Genomic DNA, 20,933 nt, shown 5'->3' with positions numbered 1-20,933 from the left:
TTTCAAGATCAAAGTATCAAATTTGTTAAAATAATAGGAGTGCATAGTGGCCCGTATTGCAGGCATTAACATTCCTGATCATAAACACACTGTAATCGCTTTAACTGCAATTTATGGTATCGGTAAAACTCGTGCGCAAGCTATTTGTGCAGCTACGGGTATTGCTGAAGATGTTAAGATCAGCGAATTGTCTGAAGAGCAGATTGATAAACTGCGTGACGAAGTTGGTAAATTTACCGTTGAAGGTGACTTACGTCGTGAAGTAACACTAAACATCAAACGTCTATTAGACTTAGGTTGTTATCGTGGTTTACGTCATCGTCGTGGTTTACCGGTACGTGGTCAACGTACTAAAACTAATGCGCGTACCCGTAAGGGTCCTCGTAAGCCGATCAAGAAATAAGTCGGGGTAAGGTAAAATGGCTAAAACACCAGTTCGTGCACGTAAACGTGTAAAAAAACAAGTTGTAGATGGCGTAGCACATATTCACGCATCTTTCAATAATACAATCGTTACTATTACTGACCGTCAAGGCAATGCTCTAGCATGGGCTACTGCTGGTGGTTCAGGTTTCCGTGGTTCTCGTAAATCTACCCCGTTTGCTGCACAAGTTGCTGCAGAACGTTGTGCTGAAGTTGTAAAAGAATTCGGCTTAAAGAACTTGGAAGTTATGGTGAAAGGACCTGGTCCTGGTCGTGAGTCTACTATTCGTGCATTAAATGCAGCGGGTTTCCGTATTACGAATATTACTGATGTGACTCCGATTCCTCATAACGGTTGTCGTCCACCGAAAAAACGTCGTGTTTAATGGCGTTATAGGATAGTTGGAGAAAGAAAATGGCAAGATATTTGGGTCCTAAACTCAAGCTAAGCCGTCGTGAAGGTACTGACTTATTCCTTAAGTCAGGTGTGCGCGCGATTGAATCAAAATGTAAAATTGATACCGCTCCAGGTCAACATGGTGCTCGTAAACCACGTTTATCTGATTATGGTAGTCAATTACGTGAAAAACAAAAAGTTCGTCGTATTTACGGTATCTTAGAACGTCAATTCCGTAATTATTATAAAGAAGCGAACCGCTTAAAAGGTAATACTGGTGAAAACTTACTAGTGTTATTGGAAGGTAGATTGGATAACGTTGTTTATCGCATGGGCTTTGCTGCAACTCGTGCTGAAGCTCGCCAATTGGTGAGTCATAAGGCGATTGTTGTAAATGGTCGTGTTGTTAATATCCCATCATTCCAAGTTTCAGTTAATGATGTTGTTGCTGTTCGTGAGAAATCTAAAAAACAAGCACGTATTAAAGCATCGTTAGAATTAGCAGAGCAAAGAGAAAAACCAACATGGTTAGAAGTTGATACTGCTAAAATGGAAGGTGTGTTCAAACGTGTTCCTGAACGTTCTGATTTATCAGCAGACATTAACGAACATCTGATCGTTGAGCTTTACTCTAAATAATAAATAGTTAAAGCTTAGAAGCAAAGAGAGGATAAAATGCAGGGTTCTGTTACAGAATTTTTAAAGCCACGCTTAGTTGATATTGAGCAAATTAGCTCAACTCATGCTAAAGTGATCTTAGAACCGTTAGAGCGTGGATTTGGCCACACTTTAGGTAATGCATTGCGTCGTATTCTTCTATCTTCAATGCCAGGTTGTGCTGTAACTGAAGTAGAAATTGATGGCGTATTGCATGAATATAGCAGTAAAGAAGGTGTTCAAGAAGATATTCTTGAGGTTCTTCTAAACTTAAAAGGCCTAGCGGTTAAAGTTCAGAATAAAGATGATGTATTTCTGACATTAAACAAATCTGGAATTGGCCCTGTTGTTGCAGCTGACATCACCCATGATGGAGATGTTGAAATCGTAAATCCTGAGCATATTATCTGCCATTTGACTGATGATAACGCATCTATTAATATGCGTATTCGTGTGCAACGTGGTAGAGGTTATGTACCAGCATCAGCTCGTGTGCATGCTCAAGATGAAGAAAGACCAATTGGTCGTCTATTAGTAGATGCTTGTTATAGCCCAGTAGACCGTATTGCTTACAATGTTGAAGCTGCACGTGTTGAACAGCGTACTGACTTAGATAAACTTGTTATTGAGTTAGAAACAAATGGCACTATTGATCCAGAAGAAGCAATTCGTCGTGCAGCAACAATTTTAGCAGAGCAACTAGATGCATTCGTTGATTTGCGTGATGTTCGTCAACCAGAAGTTAAGGAAGAGAAACCAGAATTCGATCCAATTCTGTTACGTCCTGTTGATGACTTAGAGTTGACAGTTCGTTCTGCTAACTGTTTGAAAGCAGAAACAATTCACTATATCGGTGATTTAGTACAGCGTACTGAAGTTGAATTATTAAAAACACCTAATCTTGGTAAGAAATCACTTACTGAAATTAAGGATGTTCTCGCTTCGCGCGGCTTGTCACTAGGTATGCGCCTTGAGAATTGGCCACCAGCAAGTATTGCTGAAGACTAGTTTGGTCATAGGTTAAAGATTTTTCTGAGAAGGATAAGGTCATGCGCCATCGTAAGAGTGGTCGTCAACTAAACCGTAATAGCAGCCATCGCCAAGCGATGTTCCGTAATATGGCAAGCTCTTTAGTTAGTCACGAAATTATCAAGACTACATTGCCAAAAGCTAAAGAATTACGTCGTGTAGTTGAACCGTTAATTACATTAGCAAAAGTAGATAGCGTTGCAAATCGTCGTTTAGCTTTTGCTCGTACACGCAACATTGAAACTGTTGCTAAATTATTCAATGAATTAGGTCCACGTTTTGCTCAACGTGCAGGTGGTTACACCCGTATTTTGAAATGTGGTTTCCGTGCTGGCGATAATGCACCAATGGCTTATATTGAGTTAGTTGATCGTCCAGATGTAGCAACTGAAGAAGCTGCTGCTGAATAATTGATTTTAAATAAGTTGATTTTATAGCTTATAAATTTTTAGATAAAACCCACTAGTTTTTAGTGGGTTTTCTTTTTTTATTGTGATTTTTTAAACGATTATTGTAATTGTCTATAGATAATATTTATTGGTACTAATTATCATCTAAAAGAGCACTTAGTTATAAGTCTTGTGAACATTAATGTTGAAGTAAGATAAATTTTTAAGGGACTAAATTATTTAGATTATTGCCCCTTTGATTTTGCTTATTAAAGTAGAGGGAGGTTATCTACGAGTTTAGCAAAACTTTCGAAGGTTTGACTGCACTTTATCTATCGGATAGTCTTAAAGTTGATGTGATTCACATATTTCTTGAGTTAGAGAGTATTTATTGATTCTAACGCTCATCAATTCCCTTCAGTAAGTATCCTCCATTGATATCACATACGCTACGAAAACCAACATTTGTGATTTGATAACTATACGTATCTACCATACTATCGTAATCAAAATTTTCATGGTGGTGACCATGAAAAATATGGTGTACATTCATTTTATGTGCAAGTTCATTTATTACACTAAAACCTGAAGGGTGAGGTCTAGGAGCCTCATGACAGATCAAAATATCTGCTTGCATTTTTTCTAAAGTTTCTATGTCTGAAGGAAAAATAGATGTACGATGACGTAGTGGAATACCTCCTCGCCAAATTTTTTCTTGTGAACAGTATTGACAATAATGAATAGGGTCGAAAAAGAGAGGTTTGTTTGGTGGCATCCAAATTTGTCCTCGAAAGACACCACCTAAACCTGCAATACGTTTACCTTGTATTTCGGTGACTCTGCCGTGTAAGTTGCGTGATTGCCAGTCGCTTTCCCAAATTGCCTCAAATGCAGATATAGTTTTACTGTCATGATTGCCATGGATGAACCAGAGATCACAATGTTGTGCTAATTTTTCTAACTCGTGAGGTGTAGTGAGTTGTAAGTCACCTAGTATAATAAGTGCAACATTTTGTTGTGCTTGTATAAAGGGATATAGGTGATCAAAACTACCATGTGGATCACCTGCGAATAAAATCATACCTCATCCTCAAAAACTGATTGAATATTGTGTTCATTTGTGTGTAAAGGCAATTCTTCTTCATTTAAGATCTTTTCAACAATTTTTTTTACTTGATTATAGCGTTCTAAATAGCTTGGTGACTCAATTTCGATATAAGGCACATTGTATTTATCAAGCAGTTTTTTCAATAATAATTGAAAGCGTTGACGTTGTTTTTGATTACCTAAGCTGCGTAAACCATCATTAACCCATTTTGTATTATTATTGAGCAGAATAGTAACATCAAATGGATATTCTTTTATCATAGAGTCTAAAAATGGGTGTGCTTTGCCTTCATATTGAATACAAAAAGCTTGAGTCGTAATAAAATCAGTATCAATAATTGCAACTTTATGTGCATGGCGTACAGCATAGTCAATATAGTGTTGATGACCTAGTGCCATTTGTGGATAGTCAGAATATTGCATGGCTTGCTCATCACCACCTAATTTTTCAAAAACAAATTCGCGTCCGTATTCCCAAGCTGATGTTGTATTAAAGACAGTTGCTAGCTTATTAACTAGTACGGTTTTACCGCTACTTTCACCACCTAAAATCGCAATAGTTTTAGCGAAGAAAGGACGAACTTCTTTTGGAATGAATTTCCAATAATGGAATGGATTATTACGAATTTTTGTTGCAGATACATTAAAGAATTGACGTTGTGGATCAACTAATATGACTTCCAAGCCTAAATATTTTTCATAAGGTGCTTTATCTTGAACTTCACTACTAAAAACAATACTTGGCGTAAAGTTTTTTTCTTTAAAAAGTAGTTTGACTTGTTCTGCCCATGCCTGCCAGCCATTTGGGTAGCTTGGAATGCCATCTTCGATGAGATGATGGATAAATATTTGGTTTTTCTGATATTTGAAAATTTGTTGCATCCAACGTAATCGGTCTTGTACTGTTGGCATACGCTTCATTTTACTATCATAGAACAGTTTTAAATCTCTTTCAGTATCACTACATACAATAATGTGGATTTCATCTACTTTACTGAACGCCTCATAGATCATATTAATATGGCCTGTATGTACAGGATAAAACTTGCCGAAAATGACACCTACTTTTTTATTATTAGGTTCCGTAATTTGTAGCACTTTATGTAACGCACTGAGTTTTGTTGCACTTGGATTCTTTATTTTTCCACTTACCAGTTGATTAAAATAAGCACGTGTAATATTTGCCTGTTGACAAATATCGTTTACCTTTAAGTTTAATTGTTTGCGTTTTTGTTGTAAGTAGGCAAAAGAAGACATAATTTATTCCTTGTGATAAGTGAGAAATGCTATCAAAACAAATCGTACGTTGAATTTCTTTGAGAGCAATAAAAATTAAGGTAATGCCTTTTGATCTAATAATTCATTAACACGCTGTTCAAGCTCTGCAAGCTTTTCACGTGTTCGCATTAGTACTTGAGTTTGTACATCAAATTCTTCTCGAGTCACTAAATCTAATTTTGATAATTGTGCTTGTAATGTTTGTTTTAATTTTGCTTCTGCATCTTGACCTAATTCTTTAATACCTTGTGGTAGTGAATCTTGGATTTGTTGTATAACTTGCTCTATTTTTTTAGGGTTTAGCATAATGACCTCATATTGGGGAAAATTTTATCTATTGTATGTAATCTTGTAGCAAATAAAAACATTTTTTCAAGATTAAGTTTGCGTTATACTATATATGCATTCTCAGGGCAGGGTGAAACTCCCTACCGGTGGTAAATGTTTTATTTAGCATAAGCCCACGAGCGTTTGTTATTCACATAAAAATAACAAAGTCAGCAGATTTGGTGTAAATCCAAAGCCGACAGTATAGTCTGGATGAAAGAGAATAGGCAGGTTTTGAAAATAAATCCTGTCTTTTTTGTTTGTTTAAGATTTTCTTAGCCACATAATTTTTCTCATCAGCCCTGATTCTGGTATTTAACTATCTCTATATTTCAAGGAATTTACTATGAATCAGTCAATTTTATCTCCTTTTGGTGACGCAGAAACGCGCGTTGTTGCTGCTATTGAGGCTTTTAAACAAGGTAACGGCGTTTTAGTATTAGATGATGAAGATCGGGAAAATGAAGGAGATTTGATTTTTCCAGCAGAAACCATCAATGCTGAACAAATGACAATGTTGATTCGTTATGGCAGTGGAATTGTTTGTCTTTGTCTAACAGAACAGTTGTGCCAAGCGCTAGATTTACCACCAATGGTACAAGATAATACCAGTGTTAATAAAACCGCATTTACAGTAACAATTGAAGCGGCTAAAGGTGTAGCAACAGGTGTATCAGCTAAAGATCGTGTGACTACCATTAAAGCAGCAGTTGCTGATGGTGCAAAACCAAATGACTTAAGCCGCCCTGGACATATTTTCCCATTACGAGCTGTCGAAGGGGGAGTATTAAGTCGTCGCGGACACACTGAGGCCTCTGTCGATTTAGCACGTTTAGCTGGCTATAAAGGTGCAGGTGTGATTTGTGAAATTACGAATGATGATGGTTCAATGGCGAGAGCACCTGAAATCGTCGAATTTGCTCATAAATTTGGTTTTCCTGTTGTGACTATCGAAGATTTAGTAGCGTATCGTCAAAAACATAATGTATAAGTTTATATAAATTAGTTGATAAAAATACCTGTGTAAATTGCTAGCACAGGTATTTTTTTATTAAGAAAGTCTTCTCTTATATTATTTAGCTATAGTTGTTTGTATTAAAGTCAGGCAATTAGGATTTTGAGCTTCATTCAGTAAAATGAATAAGGATGTATTAATGTCTCTCTTTACTGCTGATTCAAGGTTTTAGGTCTTGAAGAGGAGCGATTCGTCTAGATTAAAGAAAAACAATGATAGTCTGGTAGAGAGGGATATTCTTGATGATTTGTTATAAAGATTTAACGAATTGTACGTTCTTAATAAAAGAGCAGTTAATATTATAAACATATTAACTGCTCTTTTGCTTTATTAATTTGTTTTTAGTTTATTCCAATATTTTTCATAAATATCTACAGCTTTGCCTACATCTGCTTGCATAATTCCTTTTTGTATTTCTTCAGCGGGTGGGAATAAAACGGGATTATTGACCATTTCAGGTGACAATAATGCTTTTACACCTTCATTAGGCATAGAAAATCCCATTCGCTCAATTACAATTTTGGCATTCTCTGGGCGTAATAGGAAGTCAATAAATTGATAGGCTCCTTCAACATTTTTTGCTGTTTTAGGAATAGCATAATTGTCCATCCAGAAAACAGCGCCTTCTTTTGGATAGATGAATTGAAGATTTGGATTTTCTTTGTTACCTAAATACGCAGAACCATTCCAGATCATACCCAATGCTACTTCACCTTGAACATAAGGGACTTCAGGAGAGTCAGAGTTAAAGACAAGAACATTTGGCATCAACTTTACTAGGTACTCATAAGCTGCTTTAATTTCACTTTCTTTAGTTGTATTTGGCGATTTACCATTTAATAATAAAGCAATATGAAAGACTTCACGTGCGTCACTTGTTAACAACACTTTACCTTTATATTCTGCCTTCCATAAATCTGCCCAACTTGTGATATTTTGTGGATCGATCTCTTCAATGTTGATACCAATACCAGTTAATCCATAGATATATGGTAGGGAATATTGGTTATTTGGATCAAAGTCTTTGTTTAATAAATGGGAAGGTATTTGATGGAAATTACTTAATTTAGCATGGTCTATTTTTTGTAGCATACCTTCTTTTACCATTTTATTAATGTAATAACTGGATGGAAAGACTAAATCATAAGCGTTATTTTTAGATAACAATTTTAGTTTTGCGTACATTTCCTCATTACTTTCAAAAGTAGAGTAAATGACTTCAATACCTGTTTCTTTAGTAAAATTTGCAATTAGATTGGAAGGTATATAGTCGGTCCAGTTATAGACATAGAGTTTTTGGGCAGCAAAAGTGGTGTGAGTGAAGAATAAGACAGCAGTTAACATCAGTGATTTGATCACATTACTAAAAAGTCTTTTCAATTTTTAGTCCCCCAAAGTCCGAAGACAGTAAAGTGCGGTTAAAAATAGACGGATTTCAATACGTTAATCCGCATGAATACAAAGTTAAAAACCTCACTCTTGAGTATAACAAATTTTATAACTTGATTGAATTAAATTGACATCTTGTTAAGTAAGAGTAAACTGCCCAAAATTTTCATTACCAATCCATTTTATGTTGAAGTTTTCTCATCAAGAGCATATCCAATCTTATTATACTGATACACGTCATCTTCATTTCACTTTACCTACATTGACACAGCGTAAATTAGCAGATGTTTGTGTTATAGGAGCGGGTTTTTTTGGTTTATCTGCCGCCCTTGAACTTGCAGAACAAGGGAAAAAAGTGATTGTGTTAGAGGGTGCTCGTGTGGGATTTGGTGCGTCAGGGCGTAATGGTGGGCAAGCGATTAACGGTTTCGAAGAAGACATTAGTGATTATATTGATGCGGTTGGTTTTGAAACCGCTAGTAAGTTATGGCAAATGTCATTAGAGGCATTGGCTATTATTGACGAACGTATTACCAAGTATGCTATTCAATGTGATTGGCAGCGAGGCTATGCAACATTAGCCTTAAATCATCGTCGGATGGATGATTTAATTGCGACCGAAAAAGCTTGTAGAGAACTTTTTGGTTATAGTCAGATGACTTTGTGGGATAAAACAAGATTAAGCGAGAATTTAGGTAGTGATATTTATACTGGAGCATTGTTTGATCCAAACTCAGGTCATTTACATCCACTGAATTATTGTTTAGGACTTGCACAAGCTTGCTTAGACTTGGGTGTTGAAATTTATGAACATTCGCCTGTCGTGGATTTGCGTGCAGGTAAATCTAAAGTCAAAGTTAGTACTGATCAAAGCTCAGTTATTGCAAAGGACGTTGTATTGGCAACAAATGCTTATATTAGTGTCTTACCTAAAACTATACATCGTGGGATTGCACGTAAAATTTTACCTATTGAAAGTTTTATTATTGCGACTGAGCCTTTAACGAATGAAATGGCAGATAGTTTGATTCGTAATCGTATGTCAGTGTGTGATAATAACTATTTCTTAGATTATTATCGTTTGAGCGCAGATAATCGCCTGTTATTTGGTAGTGATTCAAGTCCTGGGTTAGATATGAAAACTGTGATGCGTTGTAATATGCTACATGTCTTCCCCCAATTAGAAGATGTCAAAATAGAATATGGTTGGGGTGGACCAATTGATATGACATTAAATTCGAATCCACATGTTGGACGTATCGCACCAAATATTTATTTTGCACAAGGCTATTCAGGTCATGGTGTTGCATTAACTGGGCTAGCTGGACGTATTATAGCTGAAGCAATACTGGGTAATGATGAACGTTTACGTGTGTTTGAAAAATTGAAGGTGCCGACAATATATGGTGGTAAGTTAATACAAAAAACTGCTTTATTTATTGGGAGCAGTTATTATCGGTTTTTGGATAAATATCGTTAAGAGAAATAAAGAAAATAACGGGTGAATTGTGATACTTTTCACCTTTTTTATTTTAAGGGCTATTGCTTTTATAGGTTTTGCTTTATGCTAGCGTTGTTTTTTGCTTAGGAGATAAGCAATAAAAACGAATAAAAAGCATTCTGCTTTTGTATTATATTTTAACTACTATTTTTAAAAGGTAAACTAAGACATTGGAACAAGTTACTTTAATCTCTGATGCGGCAGCAACAACATTCGCTGAAAATACGGTGCGTGAAGTCTGTAATATTAATTATTGGGGGATGCGCTATTATAATGTAGATGAAAAAGGTGATATTTTTGTATGCCCTGATCCTGATAAACCACAAAATCGTGTTTCTTTAGCTATGCTAGCAGACAAAGTCCAGCAAGAGCAAGGTGCTCATTTACCTACTTTGTTTTGCTTTCCACAAATTATTCAACATCGTTTACGCTCAATTAATTTGGCATTTAAACGTGCTCGTGAAGATTTTGGTTATGAGGGAAATTATTTTCTCGTATATCCAATTAAAGTAAATCAACATCGTCGAGTCGTCGAGTCTTTAATAAATTCTGGTCAACCATTAGGTTTAGAGGCAGGTTCAAAAGCTGAATTGATGGCAGTATTAGCGCATGCGGGTGTCACTCAAACTGTCATTGTGTGTAATGGTTATAAAGATCGCGAATATATTCGTTTTGCACTGATGGGGGAGAAACTTGGGCATAAAGTATATTTGGTGATTGAAAAACTCTCTGAAATCCAATTAGTCTTGGAAGAAGCAGCTAAAATGCAAGTGAGACCACGTTTAGGGGTGCGAGCACGATTAGCTTCACAAGGTTCGGGTAAGTGGCAGTCGTCAGGAGGAGAGAAGTCGAAATTTGGCTTATCTGCATCCCAAGTATTAGATCTTGTACAGATGTTAAAAAAACATGCTTGTTTAGACTGTTTACAACTTTTACATTTTCATTTGGGCTCACAACTCGGCAATATTCGTGATGTGGCGACAGGTGTACGTGAAAGCGCACGTTTTTATGTTGAGTTACATAAACTCGGTGTAAACATTCAATGTTTTGATGTAGGTGGCGGTTTAGGTGTCGATTATGAAGGTAATCGTACACAATCTGATTGCTCGGTAAATTATGGTTTAAATGAATATGCAGATACCGTGGTGTGGGGGATTGGTCAGGCTTGTCGTGAACATGGGTTACCGCATCCAACGATTATTACTGAGTCTGGGCGTGGTGTTACAGCTCATCACGCAGTCTTAGTGTCGAATGTAATTGGTATTGAGCGCTATAAGCCAGAACTATTAGATGCTCCAGATAAAGATGCGCCTAGTGTGTTACAGAGTATGTGGGAAACTTGGATAGATATTAAATCATCACGTGAAAAACGCTCATTACGTAGCTGGATTCATGAAAGTCAATTTGATTTATCTGATGTTCATAATCAATATAACGTTGGTCTTTTAAATCTTGAACAGCGTGCTTGGGCAGAACAACTTTATTTGAATATTTGTCATGAAGTCGGGCAGTTATTTAATGAAAAACATCGTTCTCATCGTACTATTATTGATGAACTGCAAGAGCGATTTGCCGATAAATTGTATGTTAATTTCTCTTTATTTCAGTCGTTACCTGATGCGTGGGGGATTGATCAGTTATTCCCTGTTTGCCCGATTTCAAATTTAAATCAACCTGTAAGTCGTCGAGCTGTTTTGTTAGATATTACTTGTGATTCAGATGGCGCAATTGATCATTATATTGATGGTGATGGTATTACGACGACCATGCCTATGCCACATTATGAAGAAGATAACCCACCCCTTGTCGGTTTTTTTATGGTAGGTGCGTATCAAGAAATTTTGGGAAATATGCATAATTTATTTGGTGATACGAGTACTGTTGATATTTTAGTTGAAGAGAATAACAAAGTGCGTATTGTGGATTATGATGAGGGTAATACGGTTGCAGATATGTTGCAGTATGTATATCTTGATCCGAAGAAGTTGCTGGCTCGTTATCGTGAGCAAATTGAACATTCAAGCTTACCTGCTTCAGAGGCAATTCAGTTCTTAAAAGAACTTGAGACAGGGTTAAATGGCTATACTTATTTAGAAGAAGAGTAATTCATCAAAAGTGCGGTCACTTTTTGAAAAGTTTGACAGTACTTTTTGAGTTAAATATAGGAACAACTATGTACAATACATTACACAACAAAGAAGATATTTCATTAGTATCAAATAATTTTGGCTTTTTGCGTTTACCTGTTCAGTTTAATCCAGTGGAAACGGATGCAGAATGGGTGATCACTGGTGTCCCTTTTGATGCATCTGTCTCAGGTCGATCTGGCACCCGCTTTGGCGCTGAAGCAATTCGCCGAGCTTCAGTAAATCTTGCTTGGGAGCATTGTCGTTTTCCTTGGGATTTTGATGTGCGTGAGAGATTAAAGATTATTGATTGTGGAGATTTAGTTTATTCGTTTGGAGATAACCAAAACTTTGTTGATGAGTTAGAAGCCCATACAACAGCATTACTTAAGGCGGGTAAACGCTGTTTAACTTTAGGTGGTGATCATTTCATTACGTTACCATTGTTACGGGCTCATGCAAAACATTTTGGTAAGTTAGCGATGATTCACTTCGATGCCCATACTGATACTTATGAGAATGGGAGTCACTTTGATCATGGTACGATGTTCTATCACGCGCCGAAAGAAGGTTTAATTGATGCTTCGCATTCTGTTCAAATCGGGATTCGTACCGAGTTCGATCGACGTTTACCTTTTACTGTGCTTTCTGCACCCCAAGTCAATGATGATAGTGTGGAACAAACTGTGGAAAAAATCAAAGCGGTAGTGGGTGATTTACCTGTATATTTAACCTTTGATATTGATTGTTTAGATCCTGCATATGCGCCTGGCACAGGTACACCTGTTTGTGGTGGCTTAAGCACTGATAGAGCTTTGAAACTGCTACGCGCACTGAAAGAGGTGAATATTGTTGGTATGGATGTAGTTGAAGTTTCTCCTGCCTATGACCAATCCGATATTACCGCTTTAGCAGGTGCGACGGTTGCCCTAGAAATGTTGTATATGCAAGCTTGGAAAAAAGCTTAATTACCTTGTGTTAAAATAATCCACCTTAATTTGCGATGAATCACAGCTATTTTGGTGGATTATTTATTCAATATTAAAGTGCGGTCAGTTTTTGTTGTAATTCCAATTGTTTAAAAGGTTTGACTAAAACAGGGAACTGTTCGGCTTTTTCTAATTGTTCGGTATGACCTGTCATTAATAAAATTTTGACTTGCGGTAAATGAGCTACAACCCATTTTGCTACATCTGTACCAGTGAGTTTCCCAGATAACATGATATCTGACAGTAAATAATCAATAGTTAGACCTTGGTTAAGTAATGCGATAGCTTGTTCACCAGATTCACATAAAACTGCTTGATAGCCTATGGCATGTAATTGTTCCGACAATGTTTCACGCAAACTCGCTTTATCTTCGACTACTAAAATTTGATATTGGATATCAGACATTGTGCAATTTTGTGTTGATGTAAGGGTGTGTGTTGGAGTCTGCTTAGCAATAGGTAGTTGTAAGTGAATCGCGGTACCCTTATTTAAAGTTGAATCAATAGTAACACGACCTTTTGATTGTCGAATAAAGCCATATACCATAGATAAGCCTAAACCGCTACCTCGTCCATTTTGTTTTGTGGTAAAAAAAGGTTCAAATACGCGTTTTTGCGTCTGCTCATCCATACCACAGCCGTCATCAATAATGGATAATTGAACCATATGCTCTTGACGATGTGTACGTTGTACGTTCAGTTCTGTTGTACGAATAATGATGTTTCCTTCATTATTGAGAGCATCTTTTGCATTGACAATTAAATTGACCAGTGCAGTTTCAAGCTGATTTTTATCAATATAGACTTGTGGTAAATTTTCAGCTAAATCTAACCGCACTTTAATTGTTGGCGGGATGGTATGCTTGATCAGATCATTTAACTCTAAAACAAGTTGATTGATCTCTAGGATAGTTGGATGAAGTGGTTGCTTTCTAGCATAAGCTAATAAACGTTGAGTGAGAGTGGCACTATTTTCTGCTGCTTTTAAAGCACGTTGTAAACGTTTAGCTTGACGTTCGTTGAGTGTCTCAGGATCAATTAAATCCAGATTACCAATAATTACGGCTAAGAAGTTGTTAAAATCATGCGCGATGCCACCTGTTAAATGACCAATCGCACGCATTTTTTGGCTATGTGCAATCTCATTTTCGAGTTTTTTACGCTGTGTACGATCAATCAGAAAAGTTACTAAACCATCTTTTAAAGGGCTCACACGCCATTCCAGCACTTGTTGTCGACACTCAATTTCAAGTAAATCTTGTGCTTGGCGAATTTTTTTCAATAACGCTAAATCAATCGTTTGTTCACTGCCAATCACTTTCGCTTGCTGAGTATTAAAATACTCAACGAGTGAATGAATACTCAGTTGTTGATGCTGTTGGAAGCACTCCTCTAGTAAGCTTTTGAATTGCGCATTATAAGAGACTAAATTGAGTTGGTTATCAAAAATAGCTAGTCCATCACGCATCGCTAAAAAAGTTTGTTCTAACAACTCACTTTTTTCTTTGAGTAAAGAGTCTGTGTGCTCAAGAGTGATGACATTTTGATGAAAAATATCAAATGTCCGAGCTAAATCGCCAATTTCATCTTGCGTTTGTTGTTGAGGTACCGTGACATTTTTATCACCTTGTGACAAACGCTTTAATGCATCTGTAATAGAGTAAAGACGCTTACCAATCAATGAGTAAATATATTGAGCGAGAATGATGATTAGTAAAATTGTAAATAGAGAAAATAATAAAATAGAAAGTGAAAATGTCGATAAATGTTGTTGGATTTGTTCCGAATCCACATTCACACTCTGTACTTTCTCTGTTGCTAACAATGTATATTGTTGGTTGATTTGTTGGACCAATGCGTCAATTTGGAACGTTAAAAATTGAATACGTAAATTGATTTGCGCTAATGCTTCTGCATTTTGGATCATGGATGGAAAGAGTTGTTTGAGTTTACTCAACTCAGCATCAATATCAGTAAGTTTATCGATCGTTGGGAAGAATAAAAAGTTCGATTGGATACTGAGAAAGACACTTGTAGAAAAACTACTTTTAGTTGCATCTTCGATTAATTTTTCTACTCGTGTAAGTTGCAACATAAAATCATTGGCTAATTCATGATTTAATGCGCTGCGTTTTTCTAATCTTTTGATATGCCTAATATAAAGTAATCCTTGATTTAGCTCGCTAATAATATTGGTATGTAAGACATGGCGATTATGCGTTTGTAACAGTAATTCTTGGACACTTTTACTTAATAAATCAATGTGCTGTACGATATGAGTAAAACGTTGCTCTTGCTTTGATGTCGATTGTTTGGCTTGGGTAAGTAGAGTTTGTAATTGTTCGGCATGCAAAGCAAGTGTTTTAGATTCCTCTTGATATTCTAGTGCACGTGTTGTTTGAGTGAGTCGTTTTGCATATGTGGCGATCTGTGCTGTTTTTACACCTAATGTCATAGAGGAAAACATTTGGTTAAGTGAGCGATCTCGTAAATTAGAGAGGGATTGATAGGTACTGTTTAACCCCATAATTGCGGTCATACTGATCACAATAATCAAAAAAATAGCGGTGATCAAAAAGAGCATTAAACGAAAGCGTACGCTGTAAGGCTTAGTAAAAAAAGATGTTTTCCAATTTTTCATTTTTTAGACCGCACTTGAACTAGGTTGCCATTATTTTAAGCATAACTGACAGAAAAAAAATGACAAATATGAATTGAGTCGTGTTTTTTGTATCGGAAAAAGAAAAACGACCTACTTAATCTTTAAGTAGGTTGATAATATACAGTTCAATGATGATTGCACCTCTTTTCAGTTTAAATCTGTGGGGGCAAAGATGATCTTCAGGCGAATTTTACGGTTTTAATGAATTGATAATAATCGTCTGTAGCTGAAAGTAATGGTCAATAAAAAACCTGAGGCAATGCTCAGGTTTTTTTATGTATATAGCTGGATTAGACTTCCATTGGTACTTCCATGAGTAAAATCTCGGCATCACTTGATGCAACGATATCTAGGTTATCAGTATCCCATACACCTAATCCATCTCGCTCATTGAGATCAACACCAGCAACATTCGCTTGTCCTTTGATAACAAAGGCATATACGCCATTGCCTGCTTTATTTAGCGAGTAATTTTTAGCAATACCTTTATCAAATTTTGCTAGTGAGAACCACGCATCTTGATGAATCCAAACGCCTTCATCATCTTGATTTGGCGATAGAATTTGTTGGAAATCATTTGGTTTTGCGTTATCTGCAATTGTAATTTGTTGATAGCGAGGCTCAACATTACGTTTATTTGGGATAACCCAAATTTGTAAAAATTTTACTGGGATATCTGCGTTCGGATTCATTTCGCTGTGTGTAATCCCTGTACCCGCAGACATCACTTGAATGTCACCATTACGAATAATGCTACCATTTCCCATACTATCTTTATGTGCTAAATCGCCACTTAATGGAATAGAAATAATTTCCATATTATTATGTGGGTGGGTACCAAATCCCATACCCCCTTCAACGAAGTCATCATTAATGACTCTTAATACACCAAAATTAACACGGCTAGGATCATAGTAGTGACCAAAACTAAAAGTATGTCTGCTTTTTAACCAACCGTGATCTGCATTACCACGACTATTTGCTGAGTGATAGATAGTTTTCATTCTTTTTCCCTTAAAATTAATTTTTTACCAAAAACGTTGTGTATTATATATTTTCATTTTAGAAGATAAATATATTTATTATTGATTATCTTTAAACTAATAGTAGAAAATTTTACTGGTTTGATATTAGGTAAAAGATATTGATTTATGCACTGATGAGCATACTATATCTAACGAAATTTCGTGATCTCTTTCTCAAAATTGGAAAAAACAAAGAATTATGACAATTATGAATGAGATTAAACATTTTCTATTCATATTCCTATGATTAAATGCAAATATGTTTAATTTAATAGGGATCTATGACAATGGCACAAGTAAATAACAGCTCGCCAGTTCATCCTTTATTAGAAATGAAAGGTATTGCGAAGCGATTCGGGACTTTTTATGCCTTACAAGATGTGGATTTATCCATCTATCGTGGCGAAATTCACGCCCTCATGGGGGAAAATGGGGCTGGTAAAAGTACTTTAATGAAAATTCTCGCGGGTGCTTATACTGCCTCTGCAGGTGAAATTCTGATTGATGGCGAGAGTTTCTCCATTTCCTCACCTAAAGATGCTATTAAAGCAGGCATTACTCTTATTTATCAAGAGATTCACCTTTCACCCAATTTGACTGTTGCTGAAAATATTTTTCTTGGCCGTGAAATCAAAAATCTGTTTGGTTTAGATCGCAAAACCATGGCAGAAGAGTCACAAAAAGTTTTAGATCGTTTAGGTGCCCAGTTTTTAGCTACTCAAAAAGTCTCATCTTTAACCATCGCAGAACAACAGCAAGTTGAAATCGCGCGTGCATTGCATCGTAATAGTCGTATTTTAGTGATGGATGAACCAACTGCAGCACTTTCTTCACGTGAAACAGAGCGTTTATTTGAATTAGTTAAAAAGTTACGTGATGAAGGCATGGCGATTATTTATATCAGTCATCGCATGGCAGAAATTTATGAACTTGCTGATCGTGTGAGTGTACTACGTGATGGTAAGTATGTAGGCTCATTAACACGTGAGAATTTAGACTCTGCTACTTTAGTGCAGATGATGGTAGGTCGCCCACTGACAGATTTATTTAATAAAGAAAAAGTGCCTGTTGGTGAAGAGGTGCTACGCGTAGAAAACTTATCAGATGGCAATAAAGTGCAAGATGCTTCGTTAGTCGTCAGAGCGGGTGAAATTATTGGCTTGTCTGGTTTAGTTGGGGCAGGGCGTTCTGAATTAGCGCATTTGTTATTTGGTGTAAAGCAAGCAACTAAAGGAAAAATGTATTTAAGTGGTGGGGAGATTAGTTTTAATTCACCACGTGATGCGATAGCACATCATGTTGCGCTATTACCAGAGAACCGTAAAGAAGAGGGATTATTCCTTGATTTAAATATTCTAAAAAATGTCACGATGGCAACCATTGAGCGCGATGCAACTATGCTGGTGATTGATCAAGCAAAAGGTAAGCAGGCAACACAAGAGGCGATTGAAGGCTTAAAAATGCGTGTGCCAAGTGCAAATGTGAATGTCAGTGGTTTATCTGGTGGTAATCAGCAAAAAGTGCTGCTTTCTCGCTGGGCAGCTATTCATCCGAAGTTGTTCATTATGGATGAGCCGACACGTGGTGTAGATGTTGGTGCAAAAAGTGAGATTTATCGCATGATGATTGAAATGGCCAAGAAAGGTGTTGCTATTTTAATGATCTCCAGTGAATTACCTGAAATCGTGGGTATGAGTGATCGAGTTTATGTGATGAGAGAAGGCTATACTGTTGGTGAGTTGAGTGGTGATGAAATTAATCAAGAGCAAATCATGGCATTTGCTTGTGGTGCTGCTTAACTGAATGAGATAACGAATAAAATTAAATATACTGAGGAGATGTAAAAATGGGAACAGCACAACCAGCCAAAGCAGGTTTTAAAAAGCTCGCAATTGCTGATGCGATGCAAGCAATGGGGATTTTACCTATTTTAATTTTAATTGTGATTGTGTTTTCTTTTGTCGCACCAAACTTTATGACCGAAGCGAATATGATGAATATCACGCGCCAAGCATCGATTAATATTGTATTAGCAGCTGGTATGACTTTTGTTATTTTAACGGGCGGTATTGACTTGTCTGTAGGCTCTATTCTCGGGGTTACAGCAGTGATTGGCTTGGTGACTTCATTAAACCCAGCTTTAGCTGAATTTGCTGTACCATTAGCATTACTTGCTGGGTTAGGTATGGGAGTATTTAATGGTTTATTAGTCGCTTATGCAGGATTACCTCCCTTCATTGTTACGCTTGGTACTTATACTGCATTACGTGGAGCTGCCTATCTTGTCGCAGATGGTACAACTGTGATTAACTCAAAAATCTCATTCAGTTGGATAGGAAATGGTTATCTTGGTTCAGTGCCTTGGCTAGTTATCATCGCTTTTGCCGTGATTGCTGTCTGTTGGTTTATCTTACGTCGTACAACATTAGGCACACATATTTATGCAGTAGGGGGCAACTTACAAGCAGCCCGTTTAACAGGTATCAAAGTCTCTTTAGTTTTAATCTTCGTTTACGCAACTAGTGGTTTATTGTCTGGACTAGGTGGCGTAATGAGTGCATCTCGTTTATATAGTGCTAACGGTAATCTTGGCGTTGGTTATGAACTTGATGCGATTGCAGCTGTTATTTTGGGCGGCACAAGTTTCGTGGGGGGTATTGGTACTATTACTGGTACACTCATTGGAGCCTTGATTATCGCTACCTTAAATAACGGTATGACGTTAATGGGCGTGTCTTATTTCTGGCAACTCGTTATTAAAGGTGGGGTAATCATCGTTGCAGTATTAATCGATAAATACCGTACTCGTTCAGCTTAATTATCCACTTCATAGGAGAAATTGTAATGAAATTAAAAACTTTAGCAGTATCTTTAATGTTAGCTATCGCACCTTTTGCTCAGGCGAAAGAGCTGAAATCAATTGGTGTAACAGTTGGTGATCTAGCTAACCCATTCTTCGTACAGATTGCGAAAGGGGCAGAGTTAAAAGCGAAAGAATTAGCAGGCGATAAAGTCAATGTAGTTTCGGTATCAAGTGGTTATGACCTAGGTCAGCAAGTTGCCCAAATTGATAACTTCATTGCGGCTAAAACAGATATGATTATCCTCAATGCAGCGGACTCTAAAGGAATTGGACCTGCGGTAGAACGTGCACGTAAAGCGGGTATTGTTGTTGTTGCAGTAGATGTAGCAGCAGATGGTGCGGATGCGACTGTGACTTCAAACAATTACCAAGCAGGTGAAATTGCATGTCAAACTATCGTTGAAAAATTAAACGGTAAGGGTAACGTTGTGATCATCAACGGACCACCAGTATCAGCAGTACAAGACCGTGTTCAAGGCTGTCAAGATGTGTTTGCGAAACATAGTGATATCAAAGTGTTATCACACAACCAAAATGCGAAAGGTAGTCGTGAGGGCGGCTTAGAAGTGATGACATCATTATTAATTGCCCATCCGAAAATTGATGCTGTTTTTGCGATCAATGATCCAACAGCAATCGGTGCTGATTTAGCAGCAAAACAAGCACAACGTGGTGAATTCTTCATTATGGGTGTGGATGGATCGCCAGATGGTGAGGAAGCATTGAAATTATCAGATAGCTTATTCCGTGGTACACCAGCACAGGATCCTCAAGTGATGGCTGCTGAAGCAGTGAAAATTGGTTATGACATTTTACAAGGTAAACCAGCACCAAAAGATCCAGTGTTAATCCCTGTGAATTTAATTACACGTGATAACATCAAAGATTATAAAGGTTGGACAGTGAAGTAATTAAGTGTTCATTTTATCCCTCTCCTAAAGGGAGGGGGATAATTTAAGAATAGCGTTCAACTGCAACAGAAAATAAATACCCCATACCTCGAACTGTTTGAATATAAGTAGGGGCTTTGGGATTGGGTTCGATTTTTTTACGTAACCGCATAATTAACACGTCAATAGTGCGGTCAAAAATCTCGAGACTTTCACTATGAGTTAATTCTAACAGTTTTTCTCGAGATAGAACTTTTTGGGCATGTGAAACTAACGCATGCAATAAAGTATATTCACCTTGTGTCAGGTCTATTTCCTGTTTTTGTGGTGAAAATAATTTGTGATTTTCTGTATCAAGTACCCAATGATTAAATGTAAATCCTTGCTGAATGTTTGGGTTTGTAAAAAGTTGGGGATGGTGACGACGTAGTGCGACTTTGGCTCTTGCAACTACAACACGAGGATAAAAGGGTTTAGCAATATAATCATCAGCACCCATTTCTAAACCCACTACGATATCAGATTCAGAGTCTAAACCACTTAACATAATAACAGGTGCTGAACTAATACTTTTTAGACGTTGTAGTAAAACAAGCCCATTGACATCAGGCAAGATTAAATCAAGAAAAATAAGAGAAAAATGTGTTGTCTGTAATAATGCGAGGGCTTGTGTACCTGTTTGTGCTGTCACAACAGCATAACCATGTTCTTCAAAAATATCAGTTAATAGTTCACAAATTTGAACATCATCATCAATAACAAGAATAGTAGTCTGTTGTTGCATTATTAGGCTCATTGATTGAATAAATCATGCTATAAAGTATATATAATTTCTTGGTGAAATAGTATTCATCAATAAACAAAAT

The 20,933-nt window shown here is 36.8% G+C and carries 19 protein-coding genes and 1 riboswitch; of the genes, 12 read left to right on the top strand and 7 right to left on the bottom strand.

Annotated features, from left to right (window positions below; translation table 11 throughout):
- Positions 1-46 precede the first annotated feature (46 nt).
- Genes rpsM through rplQ form a run of 5 tightly spaced genes read left to right on the top strand, consistent with a single transcriptional unit; the run spans position 47 to position 2,916 of the window.
- On the top strand, positions 47-403 hold the full coding sequence (gene rpsM / locus K7G93_RS07870) for a 30S ribosomal protein S13 (protein WP_005717912.1): 357 nt from the start codon (positions 47-49) through the stop codon (positions 401-403).
- 16 nt (positions 404-419) lie between these two features.
- Positions 420-809, top strand: a complete 390-nt coding sequence (gene rpsK, locus K7G93_RS07865) for a 30S ribosomal protein S11 (RefSeq protein ID WP_005701868.1) — start codon at positions 420-422, stop codon at positions 807-809.
- Between the two features lie 29 nt (positions 810-838).
- Entirely contained in the window at positions 839-1,459 is a 621-nt protein-coding gene (rpsD, locus tag K7G93_RS07860) for a 30S ribosomal protein S4 (protein ID WP_049214876.1), read from the top strand.
- A gap of 36 nt (positions 1,460-1,495) precedes the next feature.
- Complete coding sequence (locus tag K7G93_RS07855) at positions 1,496-2,485, top strand: DNA-directed RNA polymerase subunit alpha (RefSeq protein WP_115323262.1); 990 nt, start codon at positions 1,496-1,498, stop codon at positions 2,483-2,485.
- A gap of 41 nt (positions 2,486-2,526) precedes the next feature.
- Positions 2,527-2,916 (top strand): 50S ribosomal protein L17, encoded by a 390-nt coding sequence (gene rplQ, locus K7G93_RS07850; protein ID WP_049214880.1) that lies wholly within the window; start codon positions 2,527-2,529, stop codon positions 2,914-2,916.
- Positions 2,917-3,292: 376 nt separating this feature from the next.
- Here the strand turns inward: rplQ and K7G93_RS07845 are convergent, their stop codons facing one another.
- From K7G93_RS07845 to ubiK, 3 genes are all read right to left on the bottom strand, one after another.
- The gene (locus K7G93_RS07845) at positions 3,293-3,976 is read right to left on the bottom strand and encodes a metallophosphoesterase family protein (RefSeq protein ID WP_226690386.1); all 684 of its coding nucleotides are present in this window, start codon (positions 3,974-3,976) and stop codon (positions 3,293-3,295) included.
- Entirely contained in the window at positions 3,973-5,259 is a 1,287-nt protein-coding gene (nadR, locus tag K7G93_RS07840) for a multifunctional transcriptional regulator/nicotinamide-nucleotide adenylyltransferase/ribosylnicotinamide kinase NadR (RefSeq protein ID WP_226690385.1), read from the bottom strand. The genes K7G93_RS07845 and nadR overlap by 4 nt, the downstream gene beginning before the upstream one ends.
- 75 nt (positions 5,260-5,334) lie before the next feature.
- Entirely contained in the window at positions 5,335-5,586 is a 252-nt protein-coding gene (gene ubiK, locus K7G93_RS07835) for a ubiquinone biosynthesis accessory factor UbiK (protein ID WP_049214884.1), read from the bottom strand.
- A 94-nt stretch (positions 5,587-5,680) separates the two neighbouring features.
- Positions 5,681-5,836: riboswitch (FMN riboswitch) on the top strand.
- 117 nt (positions 5,837-5,953) lie between these two features.
- Here ubiK and ribB point away from each other — a divergent pair.
- Complete coding sequence (ribB, locus tag K7G93_RS07830) at positions 5,954-6,598, top strand: 3,4-dihydroxy-2-butanone-4-phosphate synthase (protein WP_115323260.1); 645 nt, start codon at positions 5,954-5,956, stop codon at positions 6,596-6,598.
- Between the two features lie 354 nt (positions 6,599-6,952).
- Here the strand turns inward: ribB and K7G93_RS07825 are convergent, their stop codons facing one another.
- Positions 6,953-7,966 carry an extracellular solute-binding protein gene (locus K7G93_RS07825; RefSeq protein ID WP_373316104.1) on the bottom strand — a complete coding sequence of 338 codons (1,014 nt, stop codon included), beginning with the start codon at positions 7,964-7,966 and terminating at the stop codon, positions 6,953-6,955.
- Positions 7,967-8,195: 229 nt separating this feature from the next.
- On the opposite strand from K7G93_RS07825, the gene K7G93_RS07820 reads away from it, so the two are divergent.
- The 3 genes from K7G93_RS07820 to speB all read left to right on the top strand — a co-directional run bounded on the left by K7G93_RS07820 (position 8,196) and on the right by speB (position 12,606).
- Positions 8,196-9,491 carry an NAD(P)/FAD-dependent oxidoreductase gene (locus K7G93_RS07820; RefSeq protein ID WP_226690402.1) on the top strand — a complete coding sequence of 432 codons (1,296 nt, stop codon included), beginning with the start codon at positions 8,196-8,198 and terminating at the stop codon, positions 9,489-9,491.
- A gap of 191 nt (positions 9,492-9,682) precedes the next feature.
- The gene (gene speA, locus K7G93_RS07815; RefSeq protein WP_226690401.1) at positions 9,683-11,617 is read left to right on the top strand and encodes a biosynthetic arginine decarboxylase; all 1,935 of its coding nucleotides are present in this window, start codon (positions 9,683-9,685) and stop codon (positions 11,615-11,617) included.
- A 68-nt stretch (positions 11,618-11,685) separates the two neighbouring features.
- On the top strand, positions 11,686-12,606 hold the full coding sequence (gene speB / locus K7G93_RS07810) for an agmatinase (protein ID WP_226690400.1): 921 nt from the start codon (positions 11,686-11,688) through the stop codon (positions 12,604-12,606).
- A 73-nt stretch (positions 12,607-12,679) separates the two neighbouring features.
- On the opposite strand, the gene K7G93_RS07805 is transcribed toward speB, so the two are convergent.
- Entirely contained in the window at positions 12,680-15,268 is a 2,589-nt protein-coding gene (locus K7G93_RS07805; RefSeq protein ID WP_191135372.1) for an ATP-binding protein, read from the bottom strand.
- Positions 15,269-15,579: 311 nt separating this feature from the next.
- Entirely contained in the window at positions 15,580-16,293 is a 714-nt protein-coding gene (locus tag K7G93_RS07800) for a pirin family protein (protein ID WP_226690399.1), read from the bottom strand.
- Between the two features lie 308 nt (positions 16,294-16,601).
- On the opposite strand from K7G93_RS07800, the gene K7G93_RS07795 reads away from it, so the two are divergent.
- The 3 genes from K7G93_RS07795 to K7G93_RS07785 are packed head-to-tail and all read left to right on the top strand — an operon-like array spanning position 16,602 to position 20,088.
- Positions 16,602-18,113, top strand: a complete 1,512-nt coding sequence (locus K7G93_RS07795) for a sugar ABC transporter ATP-binding protein (protein WP_049214941.1) — start codon at positions 16,602-16,604, stop codon at positions 18,111-18,113.
- A gap of 47 nt (positions 18,114-18,160) precedes the next feature.
- The gene (locus K7G93_RS07790) at positions 18,161-19,132 is read left to right on the top strand and encodes an ABC transporter permease subunit (protein ID WP_049214899.1); all 972 of its coding nucleotides are present in this window, start codon (positions 18,161-18,163) and stop codon (positions 19,130-19,132) included.
- Positions 19,133-19,158: 26 nt separating this feature from the next.
- Complete coding sequence (locus K7G93_RS07785; RefSeq protein ID WP_049214901.1) at positions 19,159-20,088, top strand: ABC transporter substrate-binding protein; 930 nt, start codon at positions 19,159-19,161, stop codon at positions 20,086-20,088.
- A 43-nt stretch (positions 20,089-20,131) separates the two neighbouring features.
- Here K7G93_RS07785 and K7G93_RS07780 read toward each other — a convergent pair whose 3' ends face one another.
- A complete protein-coding gene (locus K7G93_RS07780; RefSeq protein ID WP_115323253.1) occupies positions 20,132-20,851 on the bottom strand; it encodes a response regulator in 720 nt (239 codons plus the stop codon).
- Positions 20,852-20,933 lie beyond the last annotated feature (82 nt).

It is taken from the genome of Pasteurella canis, from assembly GCF_020810675.1.
GTDB classification, from domain to species: Bacteria; Pseudomonadota; Gammaproteobacteria; order Enterobacterales; family Pasteurellaceae; genus Pasteurella; species Pasteurella canis.
The sequence above is the reverse complement of the archived record's forward strand: the minus strand, read 5'-3'. Positions and strand labels throughout refer to the sequence as shown.